General features: G+C 71.9%; 12 protein-coding genes. 5 read left to right on the top strand and 7 right to left on the bottom strand.

The window, feature by feature from the left end:
• Window positions 1–38: 38 nt before the first annotated feature.
• A complete protein-coding gene (gene corA, locus ABFY03_RS08370) occupies window positions 39–1031 on the bottom strand; it encodes a magnesium/cobalt transporter CorA (RefSeq protein WP_346172216.1) in 993 nt (330 codons plus the stop codon).
• 94 nt (window positions 1032–1125) lie between these two features.
• Between corA and ABFY03_RS08365 the strand changes: the two genes are divergently transcribed.
• The 4 genes from ABFY03_RS08365 to mshC all read left to right on the top strand — a co-directional run bounded on the left by ABFY03_RS08365 (window position 1126) and on the right by mshC (window position 4653).
• On the top strand, window positions 1126–1815 hold the full coding sequence (locus ABFY03_RS08365; protein WP_319013165.1) for a histidine phosphatase family protein: 690 nt from the start codon (window positions 1126–1128) through the stop codon (window positions 1813–1815).
• 67 nt (window positions 1816–1882) lie between these two features.
• On the top strand, window positions 1883–2473 hold the full coding sequence (locus ABFY03_RS08360) for a DUF3090 domain-containing protein (RefSeq protein WP_319013166.1): 591 nt from the start codon (window positions 1883–1885) through the stop codon (window positions 2471–2473).
• Window positions 2437–3276: an SCO1664 family protein gene (locus ABFY03_RS08355; protein ID WP_386723700.1), complete on the top strand. Its 840-nt coding sequence runs from the start codon at window positions 2437–2439 to the stop codon at window positions 3274–3276. Before ABFY03_RS08360 ends, ABFY03_RS08355 begins: the two co-directional genes overlap by 37 nt.
• A gap of 147 nt (window positions 3277–3423) precedes the next feature.
• The gene (mshC, locus tag ABFY03_RS08350; protein ID WP_346169591.1) at window positions 3424–4653 is read left to right on the top strand and encodes a cysteine--1-D-myo-inosityl 2-amino-2-deoxy-alpha-D-glucopyranoside ligase; all 1230 of its coding nucleotides are present in this window, start codon (window positions 3424–3426) and stop codon (window positions 4651–4653) included.
• Between the two features lie 45 nt (window positions 4654–4698).
• Here the strand turns inward: mshC and ABFY03_RS08345 are convergent, their stop codons facing one another.
• From ABFY03_RS08345 to ABFY03_RS08320, 6 genes are all read right to left on the bottom strand, one after another.
• Window positions 4699–5712 carry a PAC2 family protein gene (locus ABFY03_RS08345; RefSeq protein WP_319013169.1) on the bottom strand — a complete coding sequence of 338 codons (1014 nt, stop codon included), beginning with the start codon at window positions 5710–5712 and terminating at the stop codon, window positions 4699–4701.
• Window positions 5713–5854: 142 nt separating this feature from the next.
• Window positions 5855–6916: an LLM class flavin-dependent oxidoreductase gene (locus ABFY03_RS08340; protein ID WP_346169590.1), complete on the bottom strand. Its 1062-nt coding sequence runs from the start codon at window positions 6914–6916 to the stop codon at window positions 5855–5857.
• 108 nt (window positions 6917–7024) lie between these two features.
• The gene (locus ABFY03_RS08335; RefSeq protein WP_319013171.1) at window positions 7025–8632 is read right to left on the bottom strand and encodes a glycerol-3-phosphate dehydrogenase/oxidase; all 1608 of its coding nucleotides are present in this window, start codon (window positions 8630–8632) and stop codon (window positions 7025–7027) included.
• A gap of 16 nt (window positions 8633–8648) precedes the next feature.
• Entirely contained in the window at window positions 8649–10175 is a 1527-nt protein-coding gene (gene glpK, locus ABFY03_RS08330) for a glycerol kinase GlpK (protein ID WP_319013179.1), read from the bottom strand.
• 62 nt (window positions 10176–10237) lie between these two features.
• On the bottom strand, window positions 10238–10996 hold the full coding sequence (locus ABFY03_RS08325) for an MIP/aquaporin family protein (RefSeq protein WP_319013172.1): 759 nt from the start codon (window positions 10994–10996) through the stop codon (window positions 10238–10240).
• 277 nt (window positions 10997–11273) lie between these two features.
• The gene (locus tag ABFY03_RS08320; protein WP_319013173.1) at window positions 11274–12038 is read right to left on the bottom strand and encodes an IclR family transcriptional regulator; all 765 of its coding nucleotides are present in this window, start codon (window positions 12036–12038) and stop codon (window positions 11274–11276) included.
• Window positions 12039–12289: 251 nt separating this feature from the next.
• On the opposite strand from ABFY03_RS08320, the gene metH reads away from it, so the two are divergent.
• A complete protein-coding gene (gene metH / locus ABFY03_RS08315; RefSeq protein ID WP_346169589.1) occupies window positions 12290–15805 on the top strand; it encodes a methionine synthase in 3516 nt (1171 codons plus the stop codon).
• The last annotated feature ends 132 nt before the right edge of the window (window positions 15806–15937 follow it).

The raw sequence follows: 15937 nt of genomic DNA, 5'->3' as shown, positions 1-15937 counted from the left end.
GGGCCCCAGGGACCCCGCAGGCGGCCGGCGCGGCCGGCTCACAGCCAGCCGCGCCGCTTGAACAGGCGGTACAGCAGCAGCTCGATCACGGCCATGACCGCGATCAGCGCCGGGTACGACCACGTCCAGTGCAGCTCCGGCATGTGGTCGAAGTTCATGCCGTAGATCCCCGCCACCATCGTCGGCACCGCCGCCATCGCCGCCCACGCCGAGATCTTCCGCATGTCGTCGTTCTGCCGCACGCCCATCTGCGCCAGGTGCGCCGACAGCACGTCCGACAGCAGCCGGTCCAACCCCTCCACCTGCTCGTTGGCCCGCAGCAGATGGTCGTTGACGTCCCGGAAGAACGGCTGCGACTCCTTGCTGACGAACGGCACCGCACCCGCCGTCAGCCGGGCCACCGGCCCCGCCAGCGGACCCGACGCCCGCCGGAACTCCAGCACCTGCCGCTTCGCCGTGTAGATCCGCTCCGCCATGTTCGCCGACCCCGTCCCGCCCGGCGCGAAGACGGCCGCCTCCAGCTCCTCCAGGTCCACCTGGAGCTCGCCCGCCACGTCCAGGTAGTGGTCCACCACCGCGTCGCTCACCGCGTACAGCACCGACGTCGGCCCGTGCCGCAGCACCTCCGGATGGGTCTCAAGCCGCCTGCGCACCGCCGCCAGGGGCGCGCCCTCGCCGTGCCGCACCGTCACCACGAACGAGTCGCCCAGGAACAGCATCAGCTCCCCGGACGACACCCGGTCGCTCTCCGGCTCGTAGAGGACCGGCTTCAGCACCACGAAGAGGGAGTCGTCGTAGACCTCCAGCTTGGGCCGCTGGTGCGCCTTGAGCGCGTCCTCGACCGCCAGCGGGTGCAGCGCGAACTCCGCGGTCACATGGTCGAACTCGGCCTCCGTGGGCTCGTACAGCCCCACCCAGAGGAAGGCGTCGCCGCCGGCCCGGGCCTCCGCCAGGGAGCGGGCGAGGTCGCCGCCGCACTCCCTCCGGCGGCCGTCGCGGTACAGGGCAGCATCGACGATCACGGGCCGTATTCTCCCCCGGACCCGCCCGTCCCGCACGCGCGCGGAGCGGCTCGCCCCGCCACAGCCCGCCCCGTACGCGCGCGTGCGCCGTAGGCTGGCCGGCATGGCCACGCTGATCCTCGTCCGGCACGGACGCTCCACCGCCAACACCTCCGGACTGCTCGCCGGGCGCACGCCGGGCGTGGCGCTCGACGAGCGCGGCGCCGCGCAGGCCGCCGCGCTGCCCGCCCGGCTCGCCGGGATCCCGCTCGCCGCGGCCGTCTCCAGCCCCCTCCAGCGCTGCCGGGAGACCCTCCAGCCGCTCCTGGACGCCCGCCCGGACCTCCCCTTCCACCTCGAGGACCGGATCAACGAGTGCGACTACGGCGACTGGTCGGGCCGCAAGCTCAGCGAACTCAACGACGAACCGCTGATGGAGGTCGTCCAGGCGCACGCCTCCGCCGCCGCCTTCCCCGGCGGCGAGTCCATGCGCGCCATGCAGACCCGGGCCGTCGAGGCGGTCCGCGACTGGAACGCCCGGATCGACGCCGAGCACGGCGAGGACGCCGTCTACGCCATGTGCTCCCACGGCGACATCATCAAGTCCCTCGTCGCCGACGCCCTCGGCCTCCACCTCGACCTCTTCCAGCGGATCCACGTCGACCCCTGCTCGCTCACCGTGATCCGCTACACCCGGCTCCGCCCCTTCCTGGTCCGCCTCGGTGACACCGGAGACCTCGCCGCCCTGGCCCCCCGGGAGGCCCCCGACACCAGCGGGACGGCCGAGGTGGGGGGCGGCGCGGGCGCACCGTGATCCTCCCGCGCAGTAGGGTGGACTCGCCGTTGCAGTACGACAGTCGACAGTCAAGGGAGCCGGGAGCGTGTCCCGTCAGGTGTTCCTCTACGACCCACCGGAGCGTTTCGTGGCCGGCACGGTCGGGCTGCCTGGCCGCCGGACGTTCTTCCTCCAGGCGTCCGCGGCCGGCCGGATCACCAGCGTCGCCCTGGAGAAGACCCAGGTGGCGGCGCTCGCCGAGCGCATCGACGAACTCCTCGACGAGGTGCTGCGCCGCACCGGGGGCAACGCCCCGGTGCCCGCCGTGGCCCCCGCCGACGCCGCCGACACCGCCCCCCTCGACACCCCCGTCGAGGAGGAGTTCCGCGTCGGCACCATGGCGCTCGCCTGGGACGGCGAGGAGCAGCGCATGATCGTCGAGGCCCAGGCCCTCGTCGAACTCGACGCGGAGTCCGAGGAGGACCTCGCCGCGGCCGAGGAGCGGCTGCTCCAGGACGAGGAGAACGGCCCGCCGATGCTCCGCGTCCGCCTCAGCGGCGCCCAGGCCCGCGCCTTCGCCAAGCGGGCCCTGGACGTGGTCAACGCCGGCCGCCCGCCGTGCCCGCTGTGCAGCCTCCCGCTCGACCCGGAGGGCCACGTCTGCCCCCGCCAGAACGGATACCGCCGCGGAGCATGAGCAGCAGCCCCGAGTACCCGCAGGACACCGAGCTGCTCGCGCGCGGTGAGCTGACCGTCCGGGGGCAGCTCCGCGAGGCATCCAACGCCGTGCTCTACTGCACGGTCGCCTACGAGGGCCGCGAGGCCGCCTGCGTCTACAAGCCGGTCGCGGGGGAGCGGCCCCTCTGGGACTTCCCCGACGGCACCCTCGCCGAGCGGGAGGTCGCCGCGTACGAGCTCTCCGAGGCCACCGGCTGGGGCCTGGTCCCGCCCACGGTGCTGCGGGACGGCCCGTACGGCGAGGGCATGGTCCAGCTCTGGATCGAGGCCGACCCGGAGGCACGGCTGCTCGCCCTCACCGAGGACGAGGAACCCGGCGAGGGCTGGCGCGCGATCGGACCCGCCGAGGTGGGGGAGGGCCGCACCGCGCTCCTCGTCCACGCCGACACCCCCGGACTGCGCCGGCTCGCCGTCCTCGACGCCGTGATGAACAACGGCGACCGCAAGGGCGGCCATCTGCTGCCCGCCCCCGGCGGCCGGCTCTACGGCATCGACCACGGCGTCTCCTTCCACGTCGAGGACAAGCTGCGCACCCTGCTGTGGGGCTGGGCGGGCCAGGAGCTGCCCGAGGAGGCCACCGCCGTCCTCGGGGCCCTCGACGCCGCCCTGGCGCCGGGAGCACCCCTCGCCACCCGCCTGGCGGAACTGCTCACGGCCGCCGAGGTGTCCGCCGTACGGGACCGGGTCGCGGCGCTGCTGGCCTCCGGGCGGCATCCGGAGCCCTCCGGTCAGTGGCCCGCGATCCCCTGGCCGCCGGTCTAGGGCCGTAGGGTTTCGGCCACTCTCCCGGGCGGGCCTCCTGACCCCTGGGGGGTATGCACAGACCGCGCTGACCCGCAAGAGCGCATGATCGGACAAGATTCCGGATCCGGTTCGTATCCGAAACACCTGTCCGGTTACGCTCGGGTCATGCATGCCTGGCCCGCTTCTGAGGTCCCCGCCCTTCCCGGCAAGGGCCGCGACCTCCGGATCCACGACACCGCGACCGGCGGACGAGTCACCCTCGCCCCCGGTCCCGTCGCCCGCATCTACGTCTGCGGCATCACGCCCTACGACGCGACCCACATGGGTCACGCGGCGACCTACAACGCGTTCGACCTCGTGCAGCGCGTGTGGCTCGACACCAAGCGGCAGGTGCACTACGTCCAGAACGTCACGGACGTCGACGACCCGCTCCTGGAGCGCGCCCTCCGCGACGACATCGACTGGGTCGCCCTCGCCGAGCGCGAGACCTCCCTCTTCCGCGAGGACATGACGGCCCTGCGGATGCTGCCCCCGCGCCACTACGTCGGCGCGGTCGAGTCGATACCCTCCATCGTCCCGCTGGTCGAGCGGCTCCGTGACTCCGGCGCGGCCTACGAGCTCGACGGCGACATCTACTTCTCCGTCGAGGCCGACCCGCACTTCGGCGAGGTCTCCCACTACGACACCGAGCTCATGCGGCACCTCTCCGCCGAGCGCGGCGGGGACCCGGACCGCCCGGGCAAGAAGAACCCGCTCGACCCGATGCTGTGGATGGCCGCCCGCGAGGGCGAGCCCAGCTGGGACGGCGGCAGCCTCGGCGCCGGCCGCCCCGGCTGGCACATCGAGTGCGTCGCCATCGCCCTCGACCACCTCGGCATGGGCTTCGACGTGCAGGGCGGCGGGTCCGACCTGATCTTCCCGCACCACGAGATGGGCGCCTCGCACGCCCAGTCCCTCACCGGCGAGTTCCCCATGGCCAAGGCGTACGTGCACGCCGGCATGGTCGCCCTGCACGGCGAGAAGATGTCCAAGTCCAAGGGCAACCTGGTCTTCGTCTCCGCGCTCCGGCGCGAGGGCGTCGACCCGGCCGCCATCCGGCTCGCCCTCCTCGCCCACCACTACCGCGCCGACTGGGAGTGGACCGACCAGGTCCTCCAGGACGCCGTCGACCGCCTGGACCGCTGGCGCGCCGCGGTCTCCCGGCCCGACGGCCCGTCCGCCGACGCCCTCGTCGAGGAGGTCCGCGAGGCCCTCGCGGACGACCTGGACGCCCCGGCCGCGCTCGCCGCGGTCGACCGCTGGGCCGCCCGCCAGGAGGCCGGCGGCGGCACCGACGAGTCCGCCCCCGGCCTCGTCTCCCGCACGGTCGACGCGCTCCTCGGCGTCGCGCTGTAAGCGGCGGTAAGGAAGAGGGGGACGGCTCCGGCCGTCCCCCTCTTCTCAGTTCTCCTCGCCGTCCTCGCCGGGCGCCTCCGGCGCCTCCGGCTGTTCCGACTGTTCCGGCCCGGGCTCCGGCTTCGGCGGGCGGGTCCGGCCGCTGCCCGGATCGCGCAGGTACGAGGTGTCCCCGCTCTCCGTCGCCACCCCGGGACCGCCCGGCCCCGGACCCTGCCCCGGGTCACGCCGCCGCAGATACCGCTCGAACTCGCGGGCGATCGCCTCGCCCGACGCCTCGGGGAGCTCCGCGGTGTCCCGGGCCTCCTCCAGCGTCTGCACGTACTCGGCGACCTCGCTGTCCTCCGCCGCCAGCTGGTCCACCCCCAGCTGCCACGCGCGCGCGTCCTCGGGCAGCTCGCCCAGCGGGATCCGCAGCCCGATCAGGTCCTCCAGCCGGTTCAGCAGCGCCAGCGTCGCCTTGGGGTTCGGCGGCTGCGACACGTAGTGCGGCACCGCCGCCCACAGGCTCACGGCCGGTACGCCCGCGTGGGTGCACGCCTCCTGGAGGATCCCGACGATGCCCGTCGGGCCCTCGTACCGGGTCTCCTCCAGCTCCATCGTCCGCGCCAGGTCGGGGTCGGAGGTGACCCCGCTGACCGGCACCGGACGGGTGTGCGGGGTGTCGCCGAGCAGCGCGCCGAGGATGACCACCATCTCGACGCCCAGCTCGTGCGCGAAGCCCAGCAGCTCGTTGCAGAAGGAGCGCCAGCGCATCGAGGGCTCGATGCCCCGGACCAGGACCAGGTCGCGCGGCTTGTCGCCGCCGATCCGGACCACGGAGAGCCGGGTCGTCGGCCAGGTGATCTTCCGGACGCCGTTCTCCAGGAACACCGTCGGCCGGTTGACCTGGAAGTCGTAGTAGTCCTCGGCGTCGAGCGCCGCGAAGACCTCGCCCTTCCATTCCCGGTCCAGATGAGCGACCGCGGTGGAGGCGGCGTCGCCGGCGTCGTTCCAGCCCTCGAACGCGGCCACCATGACCGGGTCGATCAGCTCGGGTACCCCCTCGAGCTCGATCACCCAGCGCCTCCTTCTTCGAAGTTCGTGTCGTACGGACCAACCTTACGGCTTCCCGGTCGTCCGGCCGCAGCCCCCGGACTCGCCCGGGAACCCGTGCGGCGTTGATCGACTACCCACGAACCGCGCCCCGCACACGGGACTCTCACACCTCCCAGAGCGTGCTCGGCGCCTCCTTCCTCAGCACCGGCGCGATCTCCTCGGCGAACCGCTCCAGGGTCTCGGTCTGTTCGGCCGTCGACTGCCCGAAGGCGTCCACCGTGACCGACTGCAGGTCGTGCCCGTAGTGGGCGTGGAAGCCGAGGATCTTCTCCGCGATCTGCTCGGGGGAGCCGATGAGCTGCGGACCGTCCGCGATCGCCTCCTCGACGGTGCGGAACGGGGTGTTGTACCCGACCCGGCCCTCCAGGTGCGGCCGGAAGCTCTGCGCCACCTTCGCCTCGTACAGCTCCTTGTAGCGCCGCACGGCCTGCTCGGGGGTGTCCGCGATGAGCAGCCCGCCCGAACCGGCCGCCACGCGCGCGTGCGCCGGGTCGTGCCCGTACGCCTCGAACCGCTCGCGGTAGTGGGCGACGAGCCGCGCGTACGCCTCGCGCGGCTGGATCGCGTTGGCGGTGAAGAGCGGGTCGCCGTGCCGGGCCGCGAGTTCGGGGGAGTGCAGGCTGGTGGCCGAGCCGTGCCAGATCCTCGGGAGACCCGCGTACGGCCGGGGGATCGTGGTGACCCCCTTCAGCGGCGGCCGGGAGGCGCCCTCCCAGTCGACGTCCTCCTCCGTCCAGAGCCGGCGCAGGAGTTCGTACTTCTCCTTCTGGAGCTCCCACTGGCGCGCCTCGTCCAGGCCGAAGAGGTCGAAGTGGCCGGCCTCCGCGCCCTTGCCGACGACGAGTTCGAGCCGGCCGCGGGAGAGCTGGTCGAGGGTGGCGTAGTCCTCGGCGACCCGGACCGGGTCGAGGACGGCGACGACGGTGACGCCGGTGAGGAGGCGGATCCGGGAGGTGCGGGCGGCGAGCGCGGCGAGCAGCACGGTCGGGGCCGAGGAGAGGAACGGACCGGCGTGCCGCTCGCCGATGGCGTAGGCGTCGAAGCCGAGCCGTTCGGCCGTCTCGCCGAGGGTCACGACCTGCTCCAACCGGTCCGCCGCGGAGGGCAGTTCGCCAGTGAGGGGGTGCGGGGAGTGGGGGACGATCGAGAGCACCTGAAACTTCATGCCCTCCACTCTGCGCGCCGGGTGTTGCGGCGGTGTGGCCGCCGTGTGGCACGCGAGAGGGGCGGCCGACTCCCTCCCCGGAGTCGACCGCCCCTCGGCTCGTGGCGCCTACTTCGCGCGCAGCATCGCGTCGACCCCGGCGCGGATCTCGTCGGTGGCGAGACCGCGGATGGTCAGGGTGGTGCGGCGGCGCAGCACGTCGTCGGCCGTCTCGGCCCACTCGTGGTCGCGGGCGTAGGCGACCTGCGCCCAGATCTCCGGCGCGTCCGGGTGGATCCGGCGGGCCAGCTCCGGGTTCTCGTTCGCCATCCGGGCGATGTCGAAGGAGAGCGAACCGTAGTGCGTGGCCAGGTGCTTGGCGGTGTCGGCGGCCATCCGCGGGCCGGGGGCCGGGCCGTCGACGAGCAGCCGGTGGGCGACCGCGTTCGGGTTGGCGATGCCGGGCAGCGGCAGCCGCTTCGGGAGCGTGGAGACCGACTCGTAGTCCTCGCCCAGCGGGTGGCCGGGGAGTGCCTCCAGCTTCTTCATGATGGTGCGGCCGATGTGGCGGAAGGTGGTCCACTTGCCGCCGGCGACCGACAGCATCCCGCCGCGGCCCTCGGTGACGACCGTCTCGCGCTTGGCCTTGGAGGTGTCGCCGGGGCCGCCCGGGAGCACCCGCAGGCCGGCGAAGGCGTAGGTGATGAGGGAGCGGTCGAGCTGCTGGTCGCGGATGGAGAAGGCGGCCTCGTCCAGGATCTGGGCGGTGTCCTTCTCGGTGACCGCGACCTCGCCCGGGTCGCCCTCGTACTCCTCGTCGGTGGTGCCGAGCAGGAGCATGTCCTCCCAGGGGAGGGCGAAGGTGATCCGGTACTTGTCGATCGGGGTGGCGAGGGCGGCCTTCCACGGCGCGGTCCGCTTGAGGACCAGGTGGGCGCCCTTGGAGAGGCGGATGGAGGGGGCCGCGTTGGGGTCCTCCATCCGGCGCAGGTGGTCTACCCAGGGGCCGGTGGCGTTGAGGACGAGCCGCGCGGTGACGCCGAACTCCTCGCCGGACATGCGGTCCCTCAGCTCGGCGCCGGTGACCCGGCCCTTGGTGAAGCGGAGCCCGGTGACCTCGGCGTGGTTGAGGACGACGGCGCCGGCGTCGACGGCCGCGCGGACCGTCATGAGCGCCATGCGGGCGTCGTTCATCTGGTCGTCGCCGTAGACGGCGACGGCCTTGAGGTTGTCGGTGCGCAGCTCGGGCACGTCCTGGGCCGCCTTGGCGGGGGAGAGGAGGTGGCCGACGCCGTCGCCGAAGGCGGACAGCGCGGAGTACGCGAAGACGCCGGCGCCCAGCTTGGCGGCACCGTGCGGGCCGCCCTTGTAGACGGGCAGGTAGAAGGTGAGCGGGTTGGACAGGTGGGGGGCGACCTGCCGGGAGACGGCGCGCCGCTCGAAGTGGTTCTCGGCGACGAGCTTCACGGCGCCGGTCTGCAGGTAGCGCAGGCCGCCGTGGAGGAGCTTGGAGGAGGCCGAGGAGGTGGCGCCGGCGAAGTCGCCGGCGTCCACCAGGGCCACCCGCAGACCGGCCTGCGCGGCGTGCCAGGCGGTGGAGATGCCCAGGATGCCGCCGCCGATCACCAGGAGGTCGTACGTCGCCTTGGCAAGCTGCTCTCTGGTCTCGGCACGGGTCGGAAGCGAGCCGGCGGCCGGGTGCGTTCCGAGGGCGGGAACGGTCTGCGGGGTGGTCATCTCGGTCTACTCCTCGTCACTTCTCTTCTTCGAGCCAGCCCATGGAGCGCTCCACGGCCTTGAGCCAGTTCTTGTACTCGCTGTCGCGCTTGTCGGCGTCCATGCGCGGGGTCCACTCCGCGGCACGGCGCCAGTTGGCGCGCAGCGCGTCGGTGTCCGGCCAGAAGCCGACGGCGAGGCCGGCGGCGTAGGCGGCACCGAGGCAGGTGGTCTCGGCGACCATCGGGCGCACCACGGGGGCGTCCAGGAAGTCCGAGAGGGTCTGCATCAGCAGGTTGTTGGAGGTCATGCCGCCGTCGACCTTGAGCGCGGTCAGCTCGACGCCGGAGTCCTTGGTCATGGCGTCGGTGATCTCGCGGGTCTGCCAGGCGGTGGCCTCCAGGACGGCACGGGCGATGTGCGCCTTGGTGACGTACCGGGTGAGGCCGGCGATCACACCGCGGGCGTCGGAGCGCCAGTACGGGGCGAAGAGGCCGGAGAACGCGGGCACGAAGTAGGCGCCGCCGTTGTCCTCGACGGAGGAGGCCAGGGTCTCGATCTCGGCGGCGGACTTGATCAGGCCCATCTGGTCGCGCATCCACTGCACGAGCGAGCCGGTGACGGCGATGGAGCCCTCCAGGGCGTAGACCGGCTTCTTGTCGCCGATCTGGTAGCCGACCGTGGTCAGCAGGCCGCTGTAGGAGTTGATGATCTTGTCACCGGTGTTCATCAGCATGAAGGTGCCGGTGCCGTACGTGGACTTGGCCTCGCCCTCGGCGAAACAGGTCTGGCCGAAGAGGGCGGCCTGCTGGTCGCCGAGCGCGGAGGCGACCGGGACGCCGTCGAGGATGCCGCCCTTGACCGTGCCGTACACCTCGGCGGAGGAGCGGATCTCGGGGAGGACGGCGGCCGGGATGTCGATGGACTGGAGGATGCGCTCGTCCCAGGCCATCTCGTGGAGGTTCATCAGGAGGGTGCGGGAGGCGTTGGTGACGTCGGTGACGTGGACGCCGCCCTGGGTGCCGCCGGTGAGGTTCCAGATGACCCAGGAGTCCATGGTGCCGAAGAGGATGTCGCCGCGCTCGGCGCGCTCGCGCAGGCCCTCGACGTTGTCGAGCAGCCAGCGGACCTTCGGGCCGGAGAAGTAGGAGGCGAGCGGGAGGCCGGTCTCGCGGCGGAAGCGGTCCTGGCCGACGTTGCGGCCGAGCTCCTTGCAGAGGGCGTCGGTGCGGGTGTCCTGCCAGACGAGCGCGTTGTGGACGGGCTCGCCGGTGTGCTTGTCCCACATCAGCGTGGTCTCGCGCTGGTTGGTGATGCCGATGGCCTTGACGTCGGCGGCGGTGATGCCGGCCTTGACGATGGCGCCGGCGACGACCTCCTGGACGTTGGTCCAGATCTCGGTGGCGTCGTGCTCGACCCAGCCCGGCTTCGGGAAGATCTGCTCGTGCTCCTTCTGGTCGACCGAGACGATCCGGCCGTCCTTGTCGAAGACGATGCAGCGGGACGAGGTGGTGCCCTGGTCGATGGCGGCGATGAACGGGCCGGCGGTGTGGGCGTCGGTCACGGTGTGCTCCATGGGAAGTCTGGGAAGGACGGCTCGGGGCTCTGTGGCTGTTCTCGTACGGATCAGGCGAACGCGAGCTTGTAGATACCCGCTGCGAGGGCTCCGCCGACCAGCGGTCCCACGACCGGGATCCACGCGTAGCTCCAGTCGGAGCCGCCCTTGTTCGGCAGCGGCAGCAGGGCGTGCACGATGCGGGGGCCGAGGTCGCGCGCCGGGTTGATCGCGTAGCCGGTCGGGCCGCCGAGCGAGAGGCCGATCGAGACCACGACGAAGGCGGTGATCAGGGCGCCGAGGACGCCGAGGCCCTTGCCGCTGTCGTTGAGGCCCTGGGTGAGCACGGCGAGGACGAGCACGACGGTGCCGATGATCTCGGTGGCGAGGTTCTGCCAGGTGTTCCGGATCTCGGGGCCGGTGGAGAAGATGCCGAGCACGGGGCCGGGGCCCTCGATCGGCTTGTCGCCGACCGTCTCCGGGTCGGTCAGGTGGGCGAGGAACTGCCCGTAGTAGGCGACCCAGACCAGGGCGGCGCCGATCATCGCGCCGAGCATCTGGCCGGCGACGTAGACCGGCACATCGCCCCACTCGCCGGTCTTGACGGCGATGCCGACCGTGACGGCCGGGTTCAGATGGGCTCCGGAGAGGGAAGCGGTCATGTAGACGGCGGTCATGACCGCGAAGCCCCACCCGAAGGTGATCGCGAGCCAGCCCGCCCCGCGGGCCTTGGAGCTCTTGAGCGTCACGGCGGCGCACACGCCGCCGCCGAGAAGAATGAGTACGGCGGTACCGATGGTCTCGCCGAGGAAGATGTCGGAGCTGGACACCCGCGACTCCTTTGTCCTTCGTCCAGGGGATGGCGGACCCCGGTTCGCCCCGGTGGTCCGCGCCCTCGTGTGAGGGCGTCCACGGCCCTTGGCACTGCCACACTCTAACGCGTATTGCCGGTAGGTGTTCGACAATGCCGACCGATGAACGGAAGTTTTGCCCCGGGGTTAACAACGCGTCAAGGGTCTGGGAAGCGAAAAACCCGCCGATAACGCGATCGTTACCGACGGGTTCGCTCTCCGTGCGGACCGGTTCACCGGCCGCCGTGGCGCGGGCTCAGAAGCGGCCCGCCCCCAGGTCCCGGGAGACCGCCCGGGCGCAGTCCCGCACCGCCGCCACCAGCTCCGGACGCAGCTCCCCGGCCGGGCAGACCCGCTCCACCGCCCCGGTCACCGCCACCGCGCCCACCGGCATCCGGCGCCGGTCGTGGATGGGCGCCGCCACCGACGCCACGCCCTCCCAGGTCTCCTCCACGTCCGCCGCCCAGCCGCGCGCCCGCGTCATGTCGAGCAGCGACTCGAAGTCCGCCAGCTCGGTGACCGTGCGCGGCGTGAACGGCTCGCGCGCGACCTCCACGGCCTGGCTGTGCGCCACCGGGTCGTACGCCGACAGCACCTTGCCCAGCGCCGTGGAGTGCAGCGGCTGCATCGCGCCCACCTCCAGGACCTGGCGGCTGTCGTCCGGCCGGAAGACGTGGTGCACGATCAGCACGCCCGACTGGTGCAGCACCCCCAGGTGCACGCTCTCCCCGCTGGACCGCGCCAGGTCGTCCGTCCACACCAGCGCCCGCGCCCGCAGCTCGTGCACGTCCAGATAGCTGTTGCCGAGTCGCAGCAGCTCGGCCCCCAGCTGGTACCGGCCCGACGGGCCGTCCTGCTCCACGAAGCCCTCCGCCTGGAGGGTGCGCAGGATGCCGTGGGCGGTGCCCTTGGCCAGCCCGAGCGAGGACGCGATGTCGGACAGTCCGAGCCGGCGCTCGCCGCCCGCGAGCAGTCGCAGCATGGCCGCCGCCCGTTCAAGCGACTGGATGTTCTTCGCCATCGCCCGGCCCTTCTCCCTCACGCACACATATCGAGTTCGACAATGCTGAACACTATCGGTCCATGCCGACCTTGCCTCGCACCTGACAGTGTCCTGGAAGAAGGGGCCGTACCGGGAGTCCTCGCACACAGGATGCCGTCCGCCACGTGGGACGCCGTGTCCGCCCCGGTCGAACCATGGTTACGCTGGGCCCGTGCACCCTGTGCCCAGGGTGCAAAGCCGACAGCCGTCGCAGCCCAGGGAGCCCCTTCATGGCCTCGTTGCCGAACCCTTCCATCTCCGCTGACAGCCGGAGCCGCGCCGCCGCCCTCCGCGAGGCGCTCGCCAGCCGCGTCGTCGTCGCCGACGGAGCCATGGGAACGATGCTCCAGGCCCAGGAGCCCTCGCTGGAGGACTTCCAGAACCTGGAGGGCTGCAACGAGATCCTCAGCCTCACCCGGCCCGACATCGTCGCCTCCGTCCACCGCGAGTACTTCGCCGCCGGCGTCGACTGCGTCGAGACCAACACCTTCGGCGCCAACCACGCGGCCCTGGGGGAGTACGACATCTCCCACCGGGTCCACGAGCTGTCCGAGGCCGGCGCCCGGGTCGCCCGCGAGGTCGCCGACGAGTTCACCGCCGCCGACGGCCGCCAGCGCTGGGTCCTCGGCTCCATCGGCCCCGGCACCAAGCTGCCCACCCTGGGCCACGCCCCCTACACGGTCCTGCGCGACGCCTACCAGCAGAACGCCGAGGGCCTGCTCGCCGGCGGTTCCGACGCGCTGATCGTCGAGACCACCCAGGACCTCCTCCAGACCAAGACGTCCGTCATCGGCGCCCGCCGCGCCCTCGAAGCGCTCGGCGCCGACGTGCCGCTCATCGTCTCCGTCACCGTCGAGACCACCGGCACCATGCTCCTAGGCTCGGAGATCGGCGCCGCCCTGACGGCCCTGGAGCCCCTCGGCATCGACATGATCGGCCTGAACTGCGCCACCGGCCCGGCCGAGATGAGCGAGCACCTGCGCTACCTCGCCCGCCACTCCCGCATCCCCCTCTCGGTGATGCCCAACGCGGGCCTGCCCGTCCTCACCTCCGACGGCGCCCACTACCCGCTCTCCCCGGCCGAGCTCGCCGACGCCCAGGAGAACTTCGTCCGCGACTACGGCCTCTCCCTCGTCGGCGGCTGCTGCGGTACGACCCCCGAGCACCTGCGCCAGGTCGTCGAGCGCGTCCGCGACCTCACGCCCACCCCGCGCGACCCGCGCCCCGAGCCCGGCGCCGCCTCCCTGTACCAGACCGTCCCGTTCCGGCAGGACACCTCGTACCTCGCGATCGGCGAGCGGACGAACGCGAACGGGTCGAAGAAGTTCCGCGAGGCCATGCTGGACGGCCGCTGGGACGACTGTGTGGAGATGGCGCGGGACCAGATCCGCGAGGGCGCGCACATGCTGGACCTGTGCGTGGACTACGTGGGCCGGGACGGCGTCGCCGACATGGAGGAGCTGGCGGGCCGTTTCGCGACCGCCTCGACCCTCCCGATCGTGCTGGACTCCACCGAGGTCGAGGTGATCCGGGCCGGCCTGGAGAAGCTGGGCGGCCGCGCGGTCATCAACTCCGTCAACTACGAGGACGGCGACGGCCCCGACTCCCGCTTCGCCAAGGTCACCCGGCTCGCGCAGGAGCACGGCGCCGCGCTCATCGCGCTGACCATCGACGAGGAGGGCCAGGCCCGCACGGTCGAGAAGAAGGTCGAGATCGCCGAGCGGATCATCGACGACCTCACCGGCAACTGGGGCATCCACGAGTCGGACATCCTCATCGACACGCTGACCTTCACCATCTGCACCGGGCAGGAGGAGTCCCGGAAGGACGGCATCGCCACGATCGAGGCGATCCGCGAGCTGAAGCGCCGCCACCCGGAGGTGCAGACGACGCTGGGCCTGTCGAACATCTCCTTCGGCCTCAACCCGGCCGCCCGCATCCTGCTCAACTCGGTCTTCCTCGACGAGTGCGTGAAGGCCGGCCTGGACTCCGCCATCGTCCACGCCTCCAAGATCCTGCCGATCGCCCGCTTCGACGAGGAGCAGGTCACCACCGCCCTCGACCTGATCTACGACCGGCGCGCCGAGGGCTACGACCCGCTGCAGAAGCTGATGGAGCTCTTCGAGGGCGCCACCACCAAGTCCCTCAAGGCCGGCAAGGCCGAGGAGCTGGCGGCGCTGCCGCTGGAGGAGCGCCTCAAGCGCCGGATCATCGACGGCGAGAAGAACGGCCTGGAGGCGGACCTCGACGAGGCCCTGACCACCACCCCGGCCCTCGACATCGTCAACAACACCCTCCTCGACGGCATGAAGGTCGTCGGCGAGCTGTTCGGCTCCGGGCAGATGCAGCTGCCGTTCGTGCTCCAGTCCGCCGAGGTCATGAAGACCGCGGTGGCCTACCTGGAGCCGCACATGGAGAAGTCCGACGCCGACGGGAAGGGCACCATCGTGCTGGCCACCGTCCGCGGCGACGTCCACGACATCGGCAAGAACCTCGTCGACATCATCCTGTCCAACAACGGCTACAACGTCGTCAACATCGGCATCAAGCAGCCCGTCTCCGCCATCCTCGAAGCCGCCGAGGAGCACAACGCCGACGTCATCGGCATGTCCGGCCTGCTCGTGAAGTCCACCGTGATCATGAAGGAGAACCTGGAGGAGCTCAACCAGCGCGAGCTGGCCGCCAAGTACCCCGTGATCCTCGGCGGCGCGGCCCTGACCAGGGCCTACGTCGAGCAGGACCTCCACGAGATCTACCAGGGCGAGGTCCGCTACGCCCGCGACGCCTTCGAGGGCCTGCGGCTCATGGACGCGCTCGTCGCCGTCAAGCGCGGCGTCCCCGGAGCCGTGCTCCCCGAGCTGAAGCAGCGCCGGGTCGCCAAGGGCACCGCCGCCCTCCAGGTCGACGAGCCCGAGCCCGGCGGCCGCTCCGACGTCGCCACCGACAACCCCGTCCCCACCCCGCCGTTCTGGGGCACCCGGGTCGTCAAGGGCATCCCGCTCAAGGACTACGCCTCCTGGCTCGACGAGGGCGCCCTCTTCAAGGGCCAGTGGGGCCTCAAGCAGAACCGGGCCGGCGACGGACCGACGTACGAGGAGCTGGTGGAGACCGAGGGCAGGCCGCGGCTGCGCGGCTGGCTGGAGCGGCTGCACACCGAGAACCTGCTGGAGGCGGCCGTCGTGCACGGCTACTTCCCGTGCGTCTCCAAGGGCGACGACCTGATCGTCCTCGACGAGGCCGGCAACGAGCGGACCCGCTTCACCTTCCCCCGCCAGCGCCGCGGCCGCCGTCTCTGCCTCGCGGACTTCTTCCGCCCGGAGGAGTCCGGCGAGACCGACGTCGTCGGCCTCCAGGTCGTCACCGTCGGGTCGCGGATCGGCGAGGCCACCGCCGAACTCTTCGCCTCCGACTCCTACCGCGACTACCTGGAGCTGCACGGCCTCTCCGTGCAGCTGGCCGAGGCCCTCGCCGAGTACTGGCACGCGCGCGTGCGCGCCGAGCTGGGCTTCGCCGGCGAGGAGCCCGCCAGGGTCGAGGACATGTTCGACCTCAAGTACCGGGGCGCCCGCTTCTCGCTCGGCTACGGCGCCTGCCCCGACCTGGAGGACCGCGCGAAGATCGCCGAACTGCTCCGGCCGGAGCGGATCGGCGTCCACCTCTCCGAGGAGTTCCAGCTCCACCCCGAGCAGTCCACCGACGCGATCGTCCTCCACCACCCCGAGGCGAAGTACTTCAACGCCCGGTGACCGTCCGGTGACCGCGCGCTGACGCCGGACCGCAAATCACAGCACCGGCGATGATCGGGACGTACACTTGTCGGTCCAGTGCAGGCCGGTCCCTCCTCCCCGTACCGGGAGTGGGGGCCGGCCTTTCCGTCC

It is taken from the genome of Streptomyces roseofulvus (assembly GCF_039534915.1).
In the GTDB taxonomy this organism is placed as follows: Bacteria; Actinomycetota; Actinomycetes; order Streptomycetales; family Streptomycetaceae; genus Streptomyces; species Streptomyces roseofulvus.
This window is presented reverse-complemented; position numbering and strand designations above follow the sequence as displayed.